This window comes from Enterobacter sp. BWH64 (assembly GCF_001037645.1).
Lineage (GTDB): Bacteria > Pseudomonadota > Gammaproteobacteria > Enterobacterales > Enterobacteriaceae > Enterobacter > Enterobacter hormaechei_C.
In genome coordinates, this window is record NZ_KQ089922.1 from 364,436 (window position 1) to 384,711 (window position 20,276).

The window sequence follows — 20,276 nt, forward strand, 5'->3', positions numbered from 1 at the left end:
GGCTTTGCCTTACCCGGCCTACTTAAGTGCGAGATGTAGGCCGGGTAAGCGAAGCGCCACCCGGCTTTTCATCGACAGCGCGTTAGCTAAACAGCCCAACCAGTGCCGCACACAATACCGCCGCAACGGCAGTTTGTGGCGTGTGGCTTTCTGCTGCTCCGCTCGAAAGCAAAGTCACTAATGATTCCAGCATGATGCTCCCCCCTGTTTCCGGGCACGATCATACAAAACTCATCGGAACAGTAAAGCGCAAAATAACGGCACTTTGCGCTCAATTAGTAACCTTTACACAGCGGAGTAAGATCACTCCATTCCCAGCTCTTTCAGCTTGCGCGTCAGGGTGTTTCGACCCCATCCCAACAGGCGAGCCGCTTCCTGTTTGTGGCCCTGGGTATGACGAAGCGCGGTAGTCAACAGCGTGCGCTCCATCTCAGGCTGCGCTTCGGAGAGCAGATTTTGATGACCGGAACGCAGCGCGCGATCTGCCCACTGCGCCAGCAGCGTCGCCCAGCTGTCCGGCAGCGCATGTCCGGCGGTGCTTTCGGGCACGGTGGCTTCAAACAGCTCGGCGGGGAGATCCTGAATCAACACTTCCTGTCCGGCGGCCATTACGGTCAGCCAGCGACAGGTGTTTTCCAGCTGACGCACGTTGCCCGGCCACGCCAGACGGGTGAGGGCGGCATCCGTTTCCGGATGAAGCTGCTTGGCTTCCACGCCCAGCTCGCGGGCCGCCACTTGCAGGAAATGGCGCGCCAGACGCGGGATATCTTCCCGACGCTCGCGCAGCGGCGGCAGATGGACGCGGATCACGTTCAGACGATGGAATAAATCCTCACGGAATTTCCCCTCCTGCACGCGCAGCTCCAGGTTCTGGTGCGTCGCGGCAATAATACGCACGTCCACCTTCACCGGCGCATACCCGCCCACGCGGTAAAACTGACCATCTGCCAGCACGCGCAGCAGTCGGGTCTGCACATCCAGCGGCATATCGCCGATTTCATCCAGGAATAGCGTTCCGCCGTCAGCCTGTTCAAAGCGTCCCTGACGAATGGTATTTGCCCCGGTAAACGCCCCTTTTTCGTGGCCGAACAGCTCAGATTCAATCAAATCCTTGGGGATCGCCGCCATGTTCAGGGCGATAAAGGGGGCTTTCGCCCGCGGGCTGTGGCGATGCAGGGCGTGCGCAACCAGCTCTTTACCGGTCCCTGATTCACCGTTAATCAAGACGCTGATAGACGAGCGCGACAGACGCCCGATGATGCGAAACACGTCCTGCATGGCCGGCGCTTCACCGATGATGTCCGTCGTAGGCCCAAAATCCGGCGCGTGACGGGGCTGCTGTTGCTCCTGATAGTGGCTGATGGCGCGTTCGACCAGGGCAACGGCTTCGTCGATATCAAACGGTTTTGGCAGGTAATCAAACGCCCCCTGCTGGTAGGCGCTAACGGCGGCATCCAGGTCGGAGTGGGCGGTCATTATGATGACCGGAAGCATGGGGTGGCGCTGTTTGATCTGCTTTAAGAGCGCCAGTCCGTCCATGCCCGGCATGCGAATATCCGAGAGCAGAACGTCCGGCGTTTTGGTGGTGAGTGCGTCGAGCACTTCGCTGCCGCTCTCAAACGTCGTGCAGCTTAATCCCGCTCCTGTGAGCGCGCGTTCAAGCACCCAACGGATGGAGCTATCGTCATCGACTACCCAGACTATCCCTCGTTGCATAAACGTCACCTTTATTTTTTAATCGGCAGGAAAACCGAAAACTCGGTATGTCCCGGCCAACTGGTAAATTCAATTTTGCCGGAGTGTTGGTCAATCAAATTACGGGCTATGGATAACCCCAGCCCGGTGCCGCCTTCGCGACCGCTGACCATCGGGTAGAACAGGGTGTCCTGGAGATGCGGCGGGATCCCCGGCCCGTTATCTTCCACATCAATACGTGCCGCCAGACGATAACGCACGCCGTGCAGCGTCAGCTGGAACGCGGTGCGGGTACGCAGAATAATTTCGCCACCCTCCGGGCCCAGCGCCTGCAACGCGTTACGCACAATGTTCAACAGCACCTGTTCAATCTGGTCCGGATCGTGCGCCAGCTCCGGCAGGCTTGGGTCGTAATCACGCACCAGCGTGACGTTATCCGGCAGCTCCATAGAGACGAGTTTCACCACCCGCTCCGCGACCTTGTGAATGCTTTCTGAAACATGCATCCCCGGCTGCTGCGGCCCGAGCAGGCGATCGACCAGATTACGCAGACGGTCCGCCTGCTCGATAATGACGTTGGTATACTCCGCCAGGGCAGGGTCAGGCAGCGCTTTGGTCAAAAGCTGTGCCGCACCGCGTAAGCCGCCCAGCGGGTTTTTAATTTCATGAGCCAGCCCGCGTACCAGGTCGCGCGCCGCAATCTGCTGAGCATGCTGTAGCTGCTCCTGGCTGAGACGACGCTGGTTATCCATCGGCGCCATTTCCAGCAGAATCATGCCATCTGGCAGGCGCTGTGCGGTGAGGGACAAAATATGCGAGCGTCCGTCAATCACCAGCGTCACTTCGTTATCGGTGAAGCCCTGACCCGCCTGCAAACTCTCCTGCATCAGGCCAATATTCAGCGAGAAATAGCTCAGCAGTTCCGGCAGCGGCGTGCCAAACAGTTTACGGGCGCTTTGAGCGAGCAGCTGCTGCGCCGCCGGGTTGGCGTAATGCACCGCCAGCTCGTCGTCGACCAGCAAAATACTGTTAATCAAAGAATTGAGGATCTGCCCAGCATCGGGCAGCGTGCCAGTTGCCATTCAGCAGTCTCCTGGAGTCGTTGCACTATTTTAGTGCAGTATAGCGTTTTAGAGGTAAAAAGCGCGTGAGATCAGGTTGTTGGTGGAGAAAAAAGCCCATCCGAAGATGGGCTAAAGTTTCCACGGCAACTACTCCCGACGCGTATGCGCCGGGTAAAACAAATCAATTAAACGCTGTAGTACAGTTCGAACTCAACCGGGTGCGGCGTCATGCGAACGCGGTCGTTTTCTTCGGTACGCAGCGCGATGTAAGCGTCGATAGCTTCATCGGTGAACACGCCGCCAGCGGTCAGGAACTCACGGTCTGCGTCCAGCGCTTGCAGGGCTTCTTCCAGAGAGCCGGCAACCTGTGGGATCTCTTTCGCTTCTTCTGGCGGCAGGTCGTACAGGTTTTTGTCCATGGCTTCGCCCGGGTGGATCTTGTTCTTGATACCGTCCAGACCGGCCATCAGCAGTGCTGCGAAGCACAGGTATGGGTTAGCCGCCGGGTCCGGGAAGCGCACTTCGATACGACGCGCTTTCGGAGACGCCACCACCGGGATACGGATAGACGCAGAACGGTTACGGGCAGAGTAAGCCAGCATCACCGGTGCTTCGTAACCTGGGACCAGACGCTTGTAGGAGTTGGTGGTCGGGTTCGCCAGGGCGTTGATCGCTTTAGCGTGCTTGATAACACCGCCGATGTAGTGCAGCGCCTGCTCAGACAGACCCGCATATTTGTCGCCAGAGAACAGGTTGGTGCCGTTCTTGGACAGGGACATGTGGCAGTGCATACCGGAACCGTTGTCGCCGAACATGGGTTTTGGCATGAAGGTCGCGGTTTTACCGAAACGGTGCGCAACGTTGTGCACAACGTATTTGTAGATCTGAATCTCATCCGCTTTCTTGGTCATGGTGTTGAAGCGGGTTGCGATTTCGTTCTGGCCAGCCGTTGCCACTTCGTGGTGGTGCGCTTCAACAACCAGACCCATCTCTTCCATGATCAGACACATGGTAGAACGGATGTCCTGTGAAGAATCGACCGGAGGAACCGGGAAGTAACCGCCTTTCACGCCCGGACGGTGACCTTTGTTACCACCTTCGTATTTGGTGGAAGAGTTCCATGCGCCTTCGATGTCATCGATAGCGACGTGGGAACCAGAAATGGAAGCACCAAAACGGATGTCATCGAACAGGAAGAACTCTGGCTCTGGCCCGAACAGAACGGTGTCTGCGATACCGGTAGAACGCAGGTACTCTTCAGCGCGTTTTGCGATGGAGCGTGGGTCACGGTCATAGCCTTGCAGCGTGCCAGGTTCCAGGATATCGCAGCGGATGATCAGCGTAGGTTCTTCGTAGAACGGGTCAATGAGCGCAGTGGTTGCATCTGGCATCAGAACCATGTCGGATTCGTTAATGCCTTTCCAGCCGCCAATGGAGGAGCCGTCAAACATTTTGCCTTCTTCAAAGAATTCGGCGTTCACCTGATGAGCAGGGATCGTGACGTGCTGTTCTTTACCTTTGGTATCGGTGAAGCGCAGATCAACAAACTTCACTTCATGTTCGTTCAGCATCGTCAAAACGTGTTCAGCGGACATACTTAACTCTCCAGATTGGTCATTGTCGTCGTGGTAACGAGGTCTTCAAATCGGCTGGGCTGCCATATTTTTACTGTATTTCTGTAAAGCGAAATCTGTGCCAACTTTTAAAACACCCCAAAAAGGCGTTATCATGCGCACCATAGTGCAGAAGGGCTGCACCACATTGGATTTGTTGCACCATTATAGTGCTTCTGTGTGAACATCGAGCACCATATTGGTGCAATTTACGTTAAAGTGCCCTTTTACCGCTCCGTGAAAGCGATCACAAAGCATCTCTGCAATACTTGTTTGCGGGGGATGTTTGTGATCCTGTTTTGTAGTGCGATTAATCCGTGTACAATAACGCGCTATTTCTAAATGCCTGAGGCAAAGTTGTGATCGAAAAATTGCGTAATATCGCCATCATCGCGCACGTCGACCATGGTAAAACTACCCTGGTTGATAAGCTGCTACAGCAGTCCGGTACGTTTGATGCTCGTGCCGAAACTCAAGAGCGTGTGATGGACTCCAACGATTTGGAGAAAGAGCGTGGGATTACCATCCTCGCCAAAAACACCGCTATCAAATGGAATGACTACCGTATCAACATCGTTGATACCCCAGGGCACGCCGACTTCGGTGGTGAAGTTGAGCGCGTGATGTCCATGGTGGATTCCGTGCTGCTGGTGGTTGACGCATTTGATGGCCCTATGCCGCAAACGCGCTTCGTGACCAAAAAAGCATTTGCCCACGGCCTGAAACCTATCGTTGTGATCAACAAGGTTGACCGTCCTGGCGCGCGTCCTGACTGGGTTGTTGACCAGGTCTTCGACCTGTTCGTTAACCTCGACGCGACCGACGAACAGCTGGACTTCCCTATCGTTTATGCGTCTGCGCTGAACGGTATCGCCGGTCTGGATCACGAAGACATGGCGGAAGACATGACTCCGCTGTACCAGACGATTGTTGACCGCGTTCCTGCGCCAAACGTTGACCTGGAAGGCACCCTGCAAATGCAGATCTCTCAGCTCGACTACAACAACTACGTTGGCGTAATCGGCATTGGTCGTATCAAGCGCGGTAAAGTGAAGCCTAACCAGCAGGTCACTATCATCGATAGCGAAGGCAAAACCCGTAACGGTAAAGTCGGTAAAGTTCTGACTCACCTGGGTCTTGAGCGTATCGAGAGCGACATCGCTGAAGCGGGCGACATCATCGCCATCACCGGTCTGGGTGAACTGAACATCTCCGACACCATCTGCGATCCGCAGAACGTCGAAGCGCTGCCAGCCCTGTCCGTTGATGAACCAACCGTATCCATGTTCTTCAACGTCAACACCTCTCCGTTCTGTGGTAAAGAAGGTAAGTTTGTTACCTCTCGTCAGATCCTTGACCGCCTGAACAAAGAGCTGGTGCACAACGTTGCGCTGCGCGTTGAAGAAACCGAAGACGCTGATGCATTCCGCGTTTCGGGTCGTGGTGAGCTGCACCTGTCTGTTCTGATCGAGAACATGCGTCGTGAAGGTTTCGAGATGGCGGTTTCCCGTCCGAAAGTTATCTTCCGCGAAATCGATGGCCGTAAACAAGAGCCATTCGAAAACGTAACGCTGGACGTTGAAGAGCAGCACCAGGGTTCTGTGATGCAGGCACTGGGTGAGCGTAAAGGCGACCTGAAAAACATGAATCCAGATGGCAAAGGCCGCGTACGTCTCGACTACGTGATCCCAAGCCGTGGCCTGATCGGCTTCCGTTCTGAGTTCATGACCATGACTTCCGGTACTGGTCTGCTGTACTCCACCTTCAGCCACTACGACGACGTTCGTCCGGGCGAAGTGGGCCAGCGTAACAACGGCGTGCTGATCTCCAACGGTCAGGGTAAAGCGGTTGCGTTTGCGCTGTTCGGTTTGCAGGATCGCGGTAAGCTGTTCCTGGGTCACGGTGCTGAAGTTTACGAAGGCCAGATCATCGGTATTCACAGCCGTTCTAACGACCTGACGGTAAACTGCCTGACCGGTAAGAAACTGACCAACATGCGTGCGTCCGGTACTGACGAAGCAACGGTTCTGGTTCCACCGATCAAGATGACCCTGGAGCAGGCTCTGGAATTCATCGATGATGACGAACTGGTCGAAGTGACGCCTCAGTCAATTCGTATCCGTAAACGTCACCTGACCGAGAACGATCGTAAACGTGCAATGCGCGGTGCGAAAGAAGAGTAATTCGGTTATGCCGTAGGCCGGGTAAGCGCATGCGCCACCCGGCAACGAAAAAGCCGCTGAGCGATCAGCGGCTTTTTTTATTAGAACGAATACCGCAACCCTAAACGGATCCGGTACTGCTCGCGGTTGTAATCATTCCATCGGTCCAGCCACTGTAGCTCAAGATACGGCAGCCAGTTTCTGTCGATCTTATAGCTGAATTTATTGGTAATTTCCCAGTGATGGTCTTTGCCATTTTTGCTGTGGTAATCATTCACCCGCTGGAAAAAGTGCGGCTCAAAGGTGTAGAAAAACGCATCCGTCACTTTGAAATTCCAGTAGTTGGCAAATTCATGTGTGTCGTTCTTATCCATCTGCCCGTTATAGTCCGGCGTATCGTAATTGTTATGGTTATAGCGATAGCGGAACGTCAGATTAAACCAGTCCGTAAATTTATAGTTAGTATCTAAATAAACCGCGCCACCTGATCCTGCGCTGCTGTCATTAATCAAGCCGCCGGGCTGGAAGGTCAGTTTGTCGGTCGGTTTGAAGAGTGGATACCACCCCTCAATTTCGTTATAGCTGTGCTTCAGTTCGTCCCATTTCCCCACGTTATAAGCGTTGGTGAACATCAGTCCCGCGCCCATATCGAAGTTATAGCCCGCACGCAGGATCACTTCGTGCAGCTCAGAGGCGGTGTTGTAGGCTTCGCGCGTTTCGACATAGGCCCCGGCAAAAACCGGGCAGGACACAGACGACACGATCAGTACGGTGATGATTCTTTTCATAATTTGTCCATGTATCAGGTACAGAAAGGCCTCCCTCCTGATAAACAGGAAGGACATACTGGCCGGATTTATTGTTATAAAGTGACTGCTGACGCTTTATTGTTGGTGGTTATCTCAGGGGTATTTGCTGTCTGTTTTTTCCGTTTTCCAATCTCCTCGATAATAAAGGCGAAGCGCGCTTCGTTGAGTTTATAAAACAGCCCCATGGTCACGGCGGCAACGATCGCCAGGCCGCACGGCCAGAGGAAAATAAGCTGGCGCAACCCAAGCAGCGTGCCTGCGCTCTGTACGGCATGGGGAACATAGCCAATCTGGGTCAGCATGATACCGGGCAGAAAACCGGCCAGCGCCGCGGAGATTTTGCGCGAGAAGGTATAGCCGGTATACACCGACCCTTCGGCGCGGATCCCGGTTTTCCACTCGCCGTAATCAACCGTATCCGGCACCAGCGCCCAGTTCAGGCTGTTCACAAACGCGGTGCCGAAAAAGGCCATGCAGGAAAAGAGCACGAACAGCAGGGAACTGGTTCCCCAGACGAAGTTCAGCACGTCGCCCACCGCCCACAGCGTCAGCCCGCCCAGATAGACCGGCTTCTTGCCAAAGCGCTTCACCGCGCCAGGCACCAGAAACACGCCAATCAGAATGCAACCCATGCTGAAAAAGCCCATCCATGACAGGAGATGCAGATCGTTCAGCACGTACTGGGTGTAATAGACCTGAATCGCCAGCTTGATGTTAAACGCGGCGAGGGTACACAGGTTGGCGATGCACAGCACCAGCAGCGGCGGATTGCGGAAAATCGCGCAGAACGATTTCAGAATGCCGGGCTTATGGTGATCGGGCGTAAGCTCGACGTAGCGCTCTTTCACCCCGCTGTAGCACCACCACATGCAGAACAGTCCCCCGGTGACGAACACCAGCGCGGCCACCAGATAGCCGAGTGAGGGCTGGCTGACGAACAGCGCCTGAATCGGCATAAAGCCGACAGTACAGAGCAACAGTCCTACCGTTGCGCCGCCCTGACGCCACGCCGCAAGCTGCGCGCGCTCGTTCGGGTTTTTGGTGATGGCCGGAACCATTGCACCGTAGGCACAGTTCATCAGGCTGTAGCAGAGGCCAAACATCATGAAGAGCACGGTGGCGAGAGCCGTTTTCACCGTCAGGCTAAAGTCGTTGGCCATAAACTGCGCCGTGGCCACCAGCGCCACCGGAACGGAGGCGTAGAGAATGAATGGCCGGAATTTGCCCCGCGCGCCGATATTACGCCGGGAGTCCAGCAGCACCCCGGTCAGCATGTCGGTAAACGCGGTAAAGAACTTGGCGACCAGAAAAATGATGCCGCCGTAGAACGCGGGCATGCCCAGCTCGTCCGTGTAAAACTTCAGCAGATACAGCGTGCCAATACACAGCATCAGGTTCGAGCCAAAATCACCCATCCCGTAGGCGCACTTCTCTCGCAGGCTCAATTTCAGGGTTAACGGATCAGTATTATGTGTCATGGTCGATCCTCAAAGCGCCCCGCAGGGCGCTCAATCACGTCATTTATGCCGTACGTTTGCGCAGCTCAATTTCTTCCACGATGCGCACATACATCTTCTCGTTAAGGTTGTAGAAGCAGCCCATCGCCACGATGGTGATGACTGCCAGCAGACTCGGATAGATAAATATCAGCTGCCGTAGCCCTTCAACCGTGCCGGCGGATTGCACCACGTTGGGCACATAGCCGATCTGCGTGAGCATGATCCCCGGGAAGAAGCCCGCCAGCGCCTGCGAGACCTTACGGAAGAAGGTAAAGCCGGTGTAGACCGTCCCCTCGGAGCGCACGCCGGTGCGCCACTCGCCGTACTCCACGGTATCGGACACCAGCGCCCAGTTCAGGCTGTTCACGAACGCGGAGCCGAAGAACGCCAGGCAGGAGAACGCCACGAAGCTCACCGAGCCGCCGCCGAAGAAGTAGTTAAGCAGATCGCCCGCCACCCAAATCATCAGCCCGCTGATGTATACCTTTTTCTTACCGAAGCGCCGCACCGCGCCGGGCATCATAAAGACGCCGATAAAAATACAGCCCATGCTGAAGAAGCCCATGTACGACAGCAGGATCGGGTCGTTCAGTACGTACTGCGTGTAGTAGACCTGAATGGCGAGCTTAACGTTAAAGGCGCCCAGCGTGCACAGGTTAGCGATGCACAGGATAAACAGCGGACGGTTCCCGGCGATGGCGCGAAACGACTGCAACAGCCCCGGTTTCTGCGCCGGGTTAGCAGGCTGCGTCTCGACGTAACGCTCGGTTACGCCCTTATAGCACCACCACATAAAGAACAACCCGAACAGCGAGAAGAGGGTGGCGGCAAAGATGTAGCCAAGCTGGTCGTTGCCTTCAATCAGGTTCATCACCGGGACAAAGCCCACCGTACAGAGCAGCAGGCCCAGCGTGGCCCCGCCCTGGCGCCAGGCGGCCAGCGAGGCGCGCTCGTCCGGGTTTTTGGTAATGGCGGGCACCATCGCGCCGTAGGAGCAGTTCATCATGCTGAAGAACAGGCCGTACAGCATGAACAGCACCGTCGCCATCACCGTTTTACCGGTAATTTCAAACGGTGTGCCGACGAAGTTAGCTATGGCCAGCAACGTTACCGGGAAGGCTGCATACAGCACGAACGGGCGGAATTTCCCTTTCGGGCCGATCTTGCGCCGGGAATCGAGCATGATCCCGGTGCCCATGTCGGTGAAGGCGGTAAAAAACTTCGCAATCAGGAAGATAACCCCGCCGTAGGTGCCAGGCAGCCCCAGCACGTCGGTGTAGAACTTCAGCAGATACAGCGTGCCGATATCAAGCAGGATGTTAGAGCCGAGATCGCCCATCCCGTAGGCGAGTTTTTCTTTAAACGGCAGGCGCAGGGTTGCCGGATCAGAAGTATGTTGACTCATTATTGTTCTCCGTCTGCCCGCAGGTTTCCCCGCGGGCGAGCCTTATCAGATATGACGTAAGGTGCTAAACAGATCTGCCCATTCGCTGTGCTGGCGATAGAAGACCGGCGGTTTGCCGAGCGGGGCATCAACGGTGATGTCACCGCCCTGGCAGGTTTCCCCGGTCCACGCATTGACCCAGGTGTCCTGCGGCAGATAGAGCGACCAGTCGCGGCGTCCCTCTTCATGAACCGGCGCCACCAGCAGATCGCGGCCAAACAGGTACTGGTATTTCAGCGTGTAGGCGCGCGCGTCGTCCTCGTAGTGCAGGAACAGCGGGCGCATCACCGGTAGGCCGCTCTTCGCGTTCTGCGCTACCGCAGCTTTGATGTACGGCTTCAGAGTGGTGAAGACGGTGGTCATGCGCGCGAAGTGGGCGATAGTTTCCGCGTCGCCATCGAACTGCCAGTTATCGCCAGGGCGGTTGCCCTCGTGGGTACGCATCATCGGCGTAAAGGCGCTGAAGTCGCACCAGCGCAGCAGCAGCTCTTTGCTGCGCTTCATCTCGAAGAGGGTCGTATAGCCGCCAATGTCGCTGTGGTGCAGCCCGTGCCCGGTCATCGCCAGCGACAGCGCCGCCGGTACGACGGACGCCAGACCATCGTCCAGGCTCCAGTCGACGTTCTGATCCCCCGCCCACATCATCACAGAGTGCTTCTGGCTGCCGGTGTAGCCCGCGCGCATGAAGAACAGGATCTCCTCGAGCTTGCCGGTCTCCTCCAGCGCTTCGTAGTTACATTTCGCCCACAGGGCAGGCCAGGCGTTATGCATGATCTCCGCGCTCACGCCGTTGTGCAGGAAGGTATCGGTCGGCAGATATTCCCCGAAATCGGCCATCCAGCCGCCGCAGCCCAGTTCGATCAGGTTCTTTTTGATCACCTCTTTGTACCAGCTGTAGGCTTCCGGGTTAGTCAGGTCGATAACGCCCGCGTAGAACTCGCCGAACTCAACGTGGTAATCCTTGCCGTCGGCATCTTTGGTCAGATAGCCGCGCTTCGACGCCTCTTCGCAGAGATCTTTATCGCTGGCGACGTACGGGTTGATATAGGAGAGGAACTGCACGCCTTCCTTTTTCCACTGCGCAATCCGCTCATCAAGCTGCGGATAGAGCGTGCTGTTCCACTTCCAGTTCCACATTACGCGTTTGCCAAAGGAGGTCATCCGGATGCCGGACCAGTCCTGCGCCCAGATGCCGTTTACCTTCACGCCGCCCTCGCGCATGGCGTCGAGCTTCTGCTGACACACCTCGGTGCCGCCCTGAATACCCAGCGTCACGCCGTCGTAAACCCAGTCCGGCAGTTCAGGCTGACGCCCCAGCAGGCCGGTCAGTTTTTCCAGCAGATCGACGTAGGTTTCTGCGCATTCGAAGCGCAGCGTGGCGTTATCTTCCCAGAATGCCAGCTCGTGGAAGTCCGGCGCGCTGAAGTCGAAGTTCATATAACAGCTGTTATCCACGTGGCAGTAGTACTTCTGAGTGCTCACGAAGGTAGGCTGCGGGAAGAAGGTCCAGTAGTAATCGCCGCCCGCGTTCTCTTTGCAGTCGGCCTGCCAGGTGACGTAGGTCTGCTTGTTGCGGCCCACGCCCTGCTCGCTGGTCCACAGCGGGAACGGCTTGCCGCGCAGATCGAAATACGAGAACTGCTCGCCGCAGCCGTAGATATGATCGTCAGGCTGAGCCGCCAGCCGCAGCCAGATGCGGTTATGGCTGGCGGCGTCATTTTTCAGCTTCAGCTCAAGACGGCCTTCCGCATCGACGCCCACCAGCAGCGTGGCGCTCACCGCGTCGCCGCGGGTAAAGCGGATCGCCCAGCCCGCGCTTTGCTGCGTGACGGTCGCGTCCGTCAGGGCAATCTTTTCGTTGAGCTTGTCTTTGATGCTGAAGTTGCCGCGAAACATCTCGATATCCGCCTCGCCTGCGCCGATCCACAGGCAAGGGGCATCCGCGGTGTGGGATAAAATCAGACGGTCCTGCCAGCGCAGAGTAAAACTACTTTCGTTATTTTTCAGGTCAATATTGTGTAGGGTACGCATAAAAACTCCGTCTTTATTATTTGGCCAGGCTATCCAGTAATCCGGCGGCTACGGCAGGGGCTAAGCCCGGCGCCAGCGGCAGGCGGGGGATCACCAGGCAGTGCAGCAGGTGGTAAATATCCTGCTTGCCGTCCCAGACTTTGGTGGTCACTTCGTTATTGGTGTCCAGCTCCTGCCACCATGAACCGTTTTCGTAATCCATCAGGTACTTGATGCAGTAATCCCACCATTTCTGATACCAGGCTTCGTACTGCGCCTCGCCGGTGACGGTGTAGAGCGCGTAAGCCGTGCCCATCGCCTCGACGATTGGCCAGCGCACGCGTTCGCGCACGATAGGCTTGCCGTCCCAGCCCACGGAGTAGACAAAGCCGTCCGCCCCGTCGGGTGCCCAGGCGTCGCGAATAGTGGCGTGAAACAGGCCTTTCGCATCTTCCAGCAGCCACTCCGGCGGGGTTTCAAAGCGGGCTTCCAGCGCGGCACGCAGGTGCAGCATCAGGCGGCCCCACTCGATCCAGTGCCCCGGCGTGCCGCCGTAGGCGCGGAAGCGGTGGGCAGGGTTATCGATGTTGTAATCGCGGATCGGGTTCCAGCTGGTGTCGAAATGCTCGTTAACGCGGTACTCCCCTTTGCGCGCCACGTCGTGAATAATCACCGAGGCGATACGCAAGGCGCGGTCGAGCCATTTCCGGTCGTGGGTCACGTCATAGACGATGAGGAAGGCTTCCACGGCGTGCATATTGGCGTTACCGCCGCGATAGTCTTCCGTTTTGCTGAAGGCTTCGTCCCAGGACTCCAGGCACATCTGCTCCTGTTCGCTCCAGAAGTAGCGCTCAATCACCTCGATGGCATTGTCCAGCAGCTTGCGTGCCTGCGGGTGGCCGGTGGTGACGGCGCTCGCCGCGCCCAGCAGGACGAAGAAGTGCTGATAGCCCTGCTTGGACGCATCAATCACGCCTTCATCGTTTACGCAGGCGTACCAGCCGCCGTGCTGTTTGTCGCGCAGCGGACCGTTCAGGGCATTAATGCCGTGCTCAACCAGCGCGTACGCGCCGGGGCGCCCCATGTTCGCCGCCACCGCGTAAACGTGCAGCATGCGGGCGGTGATCCACAGATGGGTGCCCATATCGCTGCGCACCTGCCCGTTATTGCCCAGCCAGCCAAAGCCGGTCGGTACGGCGGCGTTTTTACCGAAATCGAGAATGCGGTCGGTCTCTTGTTCGAGCCAGCGGTTATGGCTCAGGGTGTTAAACCATTTCATGTTCGGGTCCTTTCTTAACGGCGAGCCATCATTTCGTCGACGATCTCACCCAGACGCTGAAGTTTTGGCACGGAAATATCACGCAGCATCAGCTCGGTGTCCGGCAGGCCAATCACCGATGACCAGACGGCGCGCCCGGCTAAAAAGCCCGATGCCCCCGCCTGCATGGCGACGCTTACGGCACGCGGGAATAACTTATCGTCCACGCCGGAGGAGAGGATCACCCACGGCATGGCGATGTTCTCGTTCAGCTTCTGCGAGGCCGTCAGTAGCTCGTGCTGTGTGCCCTTACCAAACAGTGGCATTTCCACTTTGTAGAGGTCGGCGCCGCTGTCGCCCAGCTCTTTGGCCGCATCGATGATCGCCTGCTCGCGGTCAAACGCGGCGCCGCGGCGCGGGGGACGCACCACCGGCTCGATAATGCTCAGCAGCCCGTTGTCGTGGCACAGCGTATTGAACGCTTTCACCATTTCCAGGCGCTGCTGCGGATCTTCATCGCTGCGCCACAGCACCAGCAGCTTCAGCGCCTTACCGCCATCGCGTTTGACCGCCTGCGCGTCGACGTTCTTGTCGATCACCACGCTGTCGACCGGAATGCCGTTCCCCGGGATAAACTCGTCGGCGGCGACAATCATTGCGCAGCTTTTGGCTACGGCCTGCTGCTCGACAATCTGGTGGTAGCAGAACTGCTGGTCGACGAGGATCGCAGAGGCGTACGGCGACAGAATTTTCGCCGCATTGACCTTGAAATCCGTCAGGTGCTGGTCGGTTACCGGCACCGGCGCGCCTGCGGCAGCAAACATCAGGCGCATCGCTTCGCGCTGATCCACGGCCAGCATCGCAAAACCGCCGGAAGGTCGGGTGATATCTTTCAGGGTGTACATCGTCATTCCTCAGTCCTTTCGTATCAGTGTGATTTTTTCAGCCCGGCAGATGCGCGAACCTGTTCAAGAATGGCTGTCCAGTCTTCGCGCCCGCGCCCGGCGGCGCGTGCCTGGTTGTAAACTTCGCGGGAAGCTGCGCCCAGCGGCATCGGAACGTGGAGCTGGTTGGCCACGTCGAGGGCGATCCCCAGATCCTTATGCGCAAGATCGATCATGAAGGCGGGTGAAAGATCCCCTTTCAGCACCTTGTTCGGCCAGGATGTCGTGAAGTGGCCTTTACCCGCCGGCGTGCCGCTCATCACCTTGAGCGCCACGTCAAAGGAGAGGCCAAGCGCTTCGCACAGTACGGCGGCTTCGGCGGAAAGGGCGTTCAGGGCGATGCTCATGTAGTTATTGATGAGCTTCACGCGGATGCCCATGCCCGGCCCGCCGGCGTTAATCAGTTCATTGCCCATCGCCATTAAGACGGGGGTGGCGCGCTCAACCTGCTGCGCCGTACCGCCCGCCAGCAGGAGCAGCGTACCGGCGATGGCATGATCAGAGGTGCGTCCGACGGGCACGTCCATCAGGCTGAAGCCTTGCTCAGCCATGTCGCGGATCAGTGCGTCGGTTTGCAGCGGGTGAATGGTGGACATATCAATGACCAGCGCGTCGCGGGATAACCCTTCGCATACGCCGTGCTCGCCGAACAGCACGCTGCGCACCAGGTCGCCGTTTGGCAGCATGGTAATGACGAATTCGGCCTCCGTTACGGCCTGCGCTGGCGTTCCCGCCGCCCGGGCGCCGCTCTCTACCAGCGCCTGAACCGCCTGCGGGTTCACATCAAAAACGTTAAGCTGGTGGCCCTGTTTCAACAGATTCTTCGCCATGGGCGCGCCCATCTGTCCTAAGCCGATAAATGCGATTGCTGACATGCCTCTCTCCTGTCACATCGTGTCAATTTTTGCGCGTTTGTGGTGTCTGTTTTTGATCGTATTTGTAATTTATAGTCAAAAAATTGACACGGGTCACTTTTTAAACATTTGGTGAAATTAAAATGAAGGCATCAGAAATCGCAGAAGGAATCACCATGACTCGCATCGTTTGTGTCGGCATTACCGTGCTGGATCGCATCTGGTATCTCGATGATTTACCGAAAGAAGGTGGGAAATATGTCGCAAAAGACTATACGGAAGTGGGCGGCGGCCCGGCGGCAACGGCGGCAGTGGCAGCCGCGAAACTGGGGGCGGAAGTGGATTTTATTGGTCGGGTGGGAGACGACGATACCGGCAGACGGCTGCTCGCGGAGCTGGAATCCCTGGGGGTGAATACCCGCTACACGCGCGTGTGTAAGGGTGCCCGATCGTCGCAATCGGCGGTGCTGGTGGACGCAGGTGGGGAAAGAGTGATTGCCAACTACCCCAGCTCCGATCTCCCTGCGTCGGCAGACTGGCTGCAAGAAATCGACTTCTCTCAGTGGGACATTGTCTTAGCCGACGTGCGCTGGCATGACGGGGCAAAACAGGCATTTACCCTGGCCCGCCAGCAGGACGTACCGACGCTGCTGGATGCGGATGTCACCCCGCAGGATATCGCGGATCTGATTGCCTTAAGCGACCACGCGGCCTTCTCCGCGCCAGGACTGCGGCGTTTAACGCAGCTGGATGAAACCGAAAACGCGCTGAAGAAAGCACAAACGCTCACAAATGGACATGTGTATGTTACGCAGGGGCGAGACGGCTGTTTCTGGCTGGAAAACGACACGCTATGTCATCAGCCTGGTTTTGAAGTGAACGTCATTGATACCACCGGGGCGGGCGACGTGTTCCACGGTGCGCTGGCGGTCAGCCTGGGGCAGAAATTACCCGCCGCAGACGCCGTGCGTTTTGCCAGCGCCGTCGCAGCACTGAAATGTACAAAGCCCGGCGGGCGCGCGGGTATACCCGACTGTGATCAAACCCGCTCTTTTTTGTCACTTTTTGTATAAAATGCGGGGCGTGATGGTTTTCAGAGGACAGCCCATGAGCCTTACCGAACTGACCGGCAACCCGCGTCACGATCAGCTGCTGACGCTGATTGCCGAACGCGGCTATATGAACATTGATGAACTGGCGCAGCTGCTGGATGTCTCCACGCAAACCGTGCGCCGGGATATCCGTAAGCTCAGCGAGCAAGGGCTGATCACCCGTCATCACGGCGGCGCGGGCAGGGCATCCAGCGTGGTCAACACGGCGTTCGAACAGCGTGAAGTTTCGCTTACCGAAGAGAAACGGGCGATTGCCGAAGCGATTGCGGACTATATTCCCGACGGTTCGACCATTTTTATCACCATCGGGACGACCGTGGAGCACGTTGCCCGGGCACTGCTTAACCATAATCATCTGCGCATCATCACTAACAGCCTGCGGGTGGCGCACATTCTTTATAAGAATCCGCGCTTTGAGGTGATGGTGCCCGGCGGTACGCTGCGCCCGCATAACGGCGGCATTATCGGTCCTGCGGCAACGGCGTTCGTGTCAGGATTTCGCGCGGATTACCTGGTCACCAGCGTCGGGGCGATAGAGCAAGACGGCGCGATGATGGAATTTGACGTTAACGAAGCCAGCGTGGTGAAAACCATGATCGCTCACTCCCGTCACATTTTACTGGCGGCCGATCATACGAAATACCACGCCTCCGCGGCGGTTGAAATTGGCAACGTGGCGCAGGCGACGGCGCTGTTCACCGATGAGCTGCCCGGCCCGGCGCTGCAAAATCACCTCAAATCCAGCAAGGTTGAGGTTGTCGAAGTCAATTCCGGAGAAGAGCAGCAGGCTGGCTGAAAATCCTATGGCCCGATATTGCGATTCGGGCCTTTCCTTTCTCTAAGCTGAATCTGGCGCATAGCTAAAGTTTCTCTTTCCCGCTACAGTTACTTTTCCACGGCGAAAGGAGATAAACATGCTTTATATCTTTGACTTAGGAAATGTAATCGTCGATATCGATTTTAACCGGGTGCTGGGCGCATGGAGCGATTTTAGCCGTGTTCCGCTGGCGACGTTAAAGCAGAATTTCGCGATGGGTGAGACTTTCCATCTGCACGAGCGCGGTGAGATCAGCGATGAAGCGTTCGCAGAGCGTTTCTGTCAGGAAATGGGTCTCTCGTTAAGCTACGAGCAGTTTTCCCACGGCTGGCAGGCCATATTTGTCGCGATCCGCCCCGAAGTGATCGACATCATGCACAAGCTGCGCGAGCAGGGGCATCGTGTCGTCGTCCTGTCGAATACCAACCGCCTGCATACCACCTTCTGGCCGGATGAATACCCGGAAATCCACGCGGCGGCAGATAAGGTGTATCTCTCCCAGGAGATGGGGATGCGTAAACCTGAGGCGCGCATCTATCAGGCGGTATTGCAGGAAGAAGGATCCACGGCGGCGGATGCGGTCTTTTTTGACGACAACGCCGATAATATAGAAGGGGCTAATCAGTTAGGTATCACCTCCATTCTGGTGACCGGAAAAGAGACGATACCGAACTACTTTGCGAAGCAGTTATGCTAAAAACCGTTCATCAAAAAGCCAATCACCACACGCGCCCGCTGAGGGCGTGGCTGAAACTCCTCTGGCATCGCATTGACGAGGACAACATGACCACGCTGGCGGGCAATCTCGCTTACGTGTCCTTGCTCTCGCTGGTGCCGCTGGTGGCGGTGATTTTTGCGCTTTTTTCGGCGTTTCCGATGTTTGCCGATGTGAGCATGCAGCTTCGCCATTTTGTTTTCGCGAACTTTATTCCTGCCACCGGCGATGTGATCCAGAACTACATTGAACAGTTTGTCGCTAACTCCAGCAAGATGACGGCGGTGGGGGCATGTGGGCTTATTGTTACCGCGCTGCTGCTGATGTACTCCATCGACAGTGCGCTCAACACCATCTGGCGGAGCAAAAAAGTCCGCCCGAAGGTTTACTCCTTTGCCGTCTACTGGATGATTTTAACCCTTGGCCCATTGCTGGCGGGGGCAAGCCTGGCGATCAGTTCCTACCTTCTTTCGCTGCGCTGGGCGACCGACTTAAACAGCGTGATCGATAACGTGCTGCGTATCTTCCCGCTGATTTTATCGTGGCTTTCGTTCTGGCTGCTCTACAGCGTGGTACCAACCACGCGCGTACCCAACCGGGATGCCGTGGTGGGTGCGCTGGTCGCGGCGTTGCTCTTTGAGCTGGGCAAGAAAGGATTCGCGCTTTATATCACCATGTTCCCCTCTTATCAGCTGATTTACGGCGTGCTGGCGGTGATCCCCATTTTGTTTGTCTGGGTCTACTGGACGTGGTGTATCGTCTTGCTTGGCGCCGAAATAACTGTCACTCTCGGGGTCTACCGCGAACTCAAAAAAGCAGCAGAAGCTGAAAAACAACAAGAAGCAGACCAACCATGATTGCATTGATTCAGCGCGTAACCCGTGCCAGCGTCACCGTGGCGGATGAGGTGACGGGTGAAATTGGCCCAGGACTTTTGGTGCTCCTGGGTGTCGAAAAGGATGACGACGAACAAAAAGCCAACCGCTTGTGTGAGCGCGTACTGGGCTACCGCATTTTCAGCGATGCGGAAGGCAAGATGAACCTGAACGTTCAGCAGGCGGGCGGCAGCGTGCTGGTGGTCTCCCAGTTTACGCTGGCCGCGGATACCGAACGCGGCATGCGCCCGAGTTTTTCGAAGGGCGCGGCACCGGATCGCGCAGAAGCTCTTTACGAGTACTTTGTTGAGCGCTGTCGCCAACAGGACATGAATACACAAACCGGACGATTCGCTGCGGATATGCAGGTTTCGCTGGTGAACGATGGCCCCGTCACATTCTGGCTCCAGGTATGAGCCAACTGGCGGCATGGCCGCGGGTAACAAGAGAGAGTACAGCTATGTATCACCTTCGAGTACCGCAAACGGAAGAAGAATTAGACGCTTATTACCATTTCCGCTGGGAAATGCTGCGCAAGCCCCTGCATCAACCTAAAGGCTCTGAACGCGACGCCTGGGACGCGATGGCGCACCACCAGATGGTGGTTGATGAAGAGGGCAACCTCGTTGCCGTGGGACGTCTGTATATCAATGCCGACAACGAAGCTTCAATCCGCTTTATGGCCGTTCATCCCTCCGTGCAGGACAAAGGCCTTGGAACGCTGATGGCTATGACGCTGGAATCCGTTGCCCGTCAGGAAGGGGTCAAGCGTGTCACCTGTAGCGCCCGCGAAGATGCCGTTGAGTTCTTTGCCAAGCTTGGTTTCGTGAATCAGGGGGAAATCACCGCCCCGCAAACTACGCCGATTCGTCACTTTTTGATGATCAAACCCATCGCCACGCTGGACGATATTCTCCATCGCGCCGACTGGTGCGGGCAGCTCCAGCAGGCGTGGTATCAGCACATTCCGCTCAGTGAAAAAATGGGTGTGCGTATTCAGCAATATACCGGGCAAAAATTTATTACCACCATGCCGGAAACCGGCAACCAGAACCCGCACCATACCCTGTTTGCCGGCAGCCTGTTTTCACTCGCCACGCTCACCGGCTGGGGACTGATCTGGCTGATGCTGCGCGAACGTCATCTCGGCGGCACCATTATTCTGGCCGATGCCCATATCCGCTACAGCGCCCCGATCAGCGGCAAGCCGAGCGCGGTTGCTGACCTGGGCGCACTGGGCGGCGATCTCGACCGTCTGGCGCGTGGACGTAAAGCACGCGTACAGATGCAGGTGGAGCTGTTCGGCGATGAAACGCCAGGCGCGGTGTTTGAAGGCACCTATATCGTTCTGCCAGCGAAGCCGTATGGCGCGTATGAAGAGGGCGGGAACGAGGAGGAATAGTCT

18 protein-coding genes are annotated in these 20,276 nt (G+C 56.9%); 7 read left to right on the forward strand and 11 right to left on the reverse strand.

Annotated features, from left to right (window positions below; all coding sequences use genetic code 11):
- Nucleotides 1-82: 82 nt before the first annotated feature.
- The 4 genes from SK50_RS23775 to glnA all read right to left on the reverse strand — a co-directional run bounded on the left by SK50_RS23775 (nt 83) and on the right by glnA (nt 4,354).
- The gene (locus SK50_RS23775) at nt 83-193 is read right to left on the reverse strand and encodes a YshB family small membrane protein (RefSeq protein ID WP_017382667.1); all 111 of its coding nucleotides are present in this window, start codon (nt 191-193) and stop codon (nt 83-85) included.
- A 110-nt stretch (nt 194-303) separates the two neighbouring features.
- Nucleotides 304-1,716: a nitrogen regulation protein NR(I) gene (gene glnG / locus SK50_RS01755; protein ID WP_003861919.1), complete on the reverse strand. Its 1,413-nt coding sequence runs from the start codon at nt 1,714-1,716 to the stop codon at nt 304-306.
- 11 nt (nt 1,717-1,727) lie between these two features.
- Nucleotides 1,728-2,777: a nitrogen regulation protein NR(II) gene (gene glnL, locus SK50_RS01760; RefSeq protein ID WP_003861923.1), complete on the reverse strand. Its 1,050-nt coding sequence runs from the start codon at nt 2,775-2,777 to the stop codon at nt 1,728-1,730.
- 167 nt (nt 2,778-2,944) lie between these two features.
- On the reverse strand, nt 2,945-4,354 hold the full coding sequence (gene glnA, locus SK50_RS01765) for a glutamate--ammonia ligase (protein WP_003861925.1): 1,410 nt from the start codon (nt 4,352-4,354) through the stop codon (nt 2,945-2,947).
- Between the two features lie 377 nt (nt 4,355-4,731).
- Here glnA and typA point away from each other — a divergent pair, with 377 nt between their 5' ends.
- Nucleotides 4,732-6,555 carry a ribosome-dependent GTPase TypA gene (gene typA, locus SK50_RS01770; protein ID WP_006808726.1) on the forward strand — a complete coding sequence of 608 codons (1,824 nt, stop codon included), beginning with the start codon at nt 4,732-4,734 and terminating at the stop codon, nt 6,553-6,555.
- 80 nt (nt 6,556-6,635) lie between these two features.
- Here typA and ompL read toward each other — a convergent pair whose 3' ends face one another.
- From ompL to yihU, 7 genes are all read right to left on the reverse strand, one after another.
- The gene (gene ompL, locus SK50_RS01775) at nt 6,636-7,322 is read right to left on the reverse strand and encodes a porin OmpL (RefSeq protein ID WP_003861929.1); all 687 of its coding nucleotides are present in this window, start codon (nt 7,320-7,322) and stop codon (nt 6,636-6,638) included.
- Between the two features lie 74 nt (nt 7,323-7,396).
- Nucleotides 7,397-8,821, reverse strand: a complete 1,425-nt coding sequence (locus SK50_RS01780) for an MFS transporter (RefSeq protein WP_017382668.1) — start codon at nt 8,819-8,821, stop codon at nt 7,397-7,399.
- Between the two features lie 43 nt (nt 8,822-8,864).
- The gene (locus SK50_RS01785) at nt 8,865-10,247 is read right to left on the reverse strand and encodes an MFS transporter (protein WP_045344662.1); all 1,383 of its coding nucleotides are present in this window, start codon (nt 10,245-10,247) and stop codon (nt 8,865-8,867) included.
- A 45-nt stretch (nt 10,248-10,292) separates the two neighbouring features.
- Nucleotides 10,293-12,317, reverse strand: a complete 2,025-nt coding sequence (locus SK50_RS01790; RefSeq protein WP_045344663.1) for an alpha-glucosidase — start codon at nt 12,315-12,317, stop codon at nt 10,293-10,295.
- A gap of 16 nt (nt 12,318-12,333) precedes the next feature.
- Nucleotides 12,334-13,575, reverse strand: coding sequence for a sulfoquinovose isomerase (yihS, locus tag SK50_RS01795; protein WP_017382670.1), 1,242 nt, complete (start codon nt 13,573-13,575; stop codon nt 12,334-12,336).
- Nucleotides 13,576-13,589: 14 nt separating this feature from the next.
- Complete coding sequence (gene yihT, locus SK50_RS01800) at nt 13,590-14,465, reverse strand: sulfofructosephosphate aldolase (RefSeq protein ID WP_045344664.1); 876 nt, start codon at nt 14,463-14,465, stop codon at nt 13,590-13,592.
- A 17-nt stretch (nt 14,466-14,482) separates the two neighbouring features.
- Nucleotides 14,483-15,373, reverse strand: coding sequence for a sulfolactaldehyde 3-reductase (gene yihU / locus SK50_RS01805; RefSeq protein WP_023295641.1), 891 nt, complete (start codon nt 15,371-15,373; stop codon nt 14,483-14,485).
- Between the two features lie 155 nt (nt 15,374-15,528).
- Between yihU and SK50_RS01810 the strand changes: the two genes are divergently transcribed.
- The 6 genes from SK50_RS01810 to fabY all read left to right on the forward strand — a co-directional run bounded on the left by SK50_RS01810 (nt 15,529) and on the right by fabY (nt 20,273).
- Entirely contained in the window at nt 15,529-16,425 is an 897-nt protein-coding gene (locus tag SK50_RS01810; protein ID WP_045344665.1) for a sugar kinase, read from the forward strand.
- Nucleotides 16,426-16,459: 34 nt separating this feature from the next.
- Nucleotides 16,460-17,260 carry a DeoR/GlpR family DNA-binding transcription regulator gene (locus SK50_RS01815; protein ID WP_045344666.1) on the forward strand — a complete coding sequence of 267 codons (801 nt, stop codon included), beginning with the start codon at nt 16,460-16,462 and terminating at the stop codon, nt 17,258-17,260.
- A 118-nt stretch (nt 17,261-17,378) separates the two neighbouring features.
- On the forward strand, nt 17,379-17,978 hold the full coding sequence (gene yihX, locus SK50_RS01820) for a glucose-1-phosphatase (RefSeq protein WP_017694048.1): 600 nt from the start codon (nt 17,379-17,381) through the stop codon (nt 17,976-17,978).
- Nucleotides 17,972-18,853 (forward strand): virulence factor BrkB family protein, encoded by an 882-nt coding sequence (locus tag SK50_RS01825; RefSeq protein WP_003861949.1) that lies wholly within the window; start codon nt 17,972-17,974, stop codon nt 18,851-18,853. The genes yihX and SK50_RS01825 overlap by 7 nt, the downstream gene beginning before the upstream one ends.
- Complete coding sequence (dtd, locus tag SK50_RS01830) at nt 18,850-19,287, forward strand: D-aminoacyl-tRNA deacylase (RefSeq protein ID WP_015569909.1); 438 nt, start codon at nt 18,850-18,852, stop codon at nt 19,285-19,287. The genes SK50_RS01825 and dtd overlap by 4 nt, the downstream gene beginning before the upstream one ends.
- Before the next feature lie 44 nt (nt 19,288-19,331).
- Nucleotides 19,332-20,273: a fatty acid biosynthesis protein FabY gene (fabY, locus tag SK50_RS01835; protein ID WP_015569910.1), complete on the forward strand. Its 942-nt coding sequence runs from the start codon at nt 19,332-19,334 to the stop codon at nt 20,271-20,273.
- Nucleotides 20,274-20,276 lie beyond the last annotated feature (3 nt).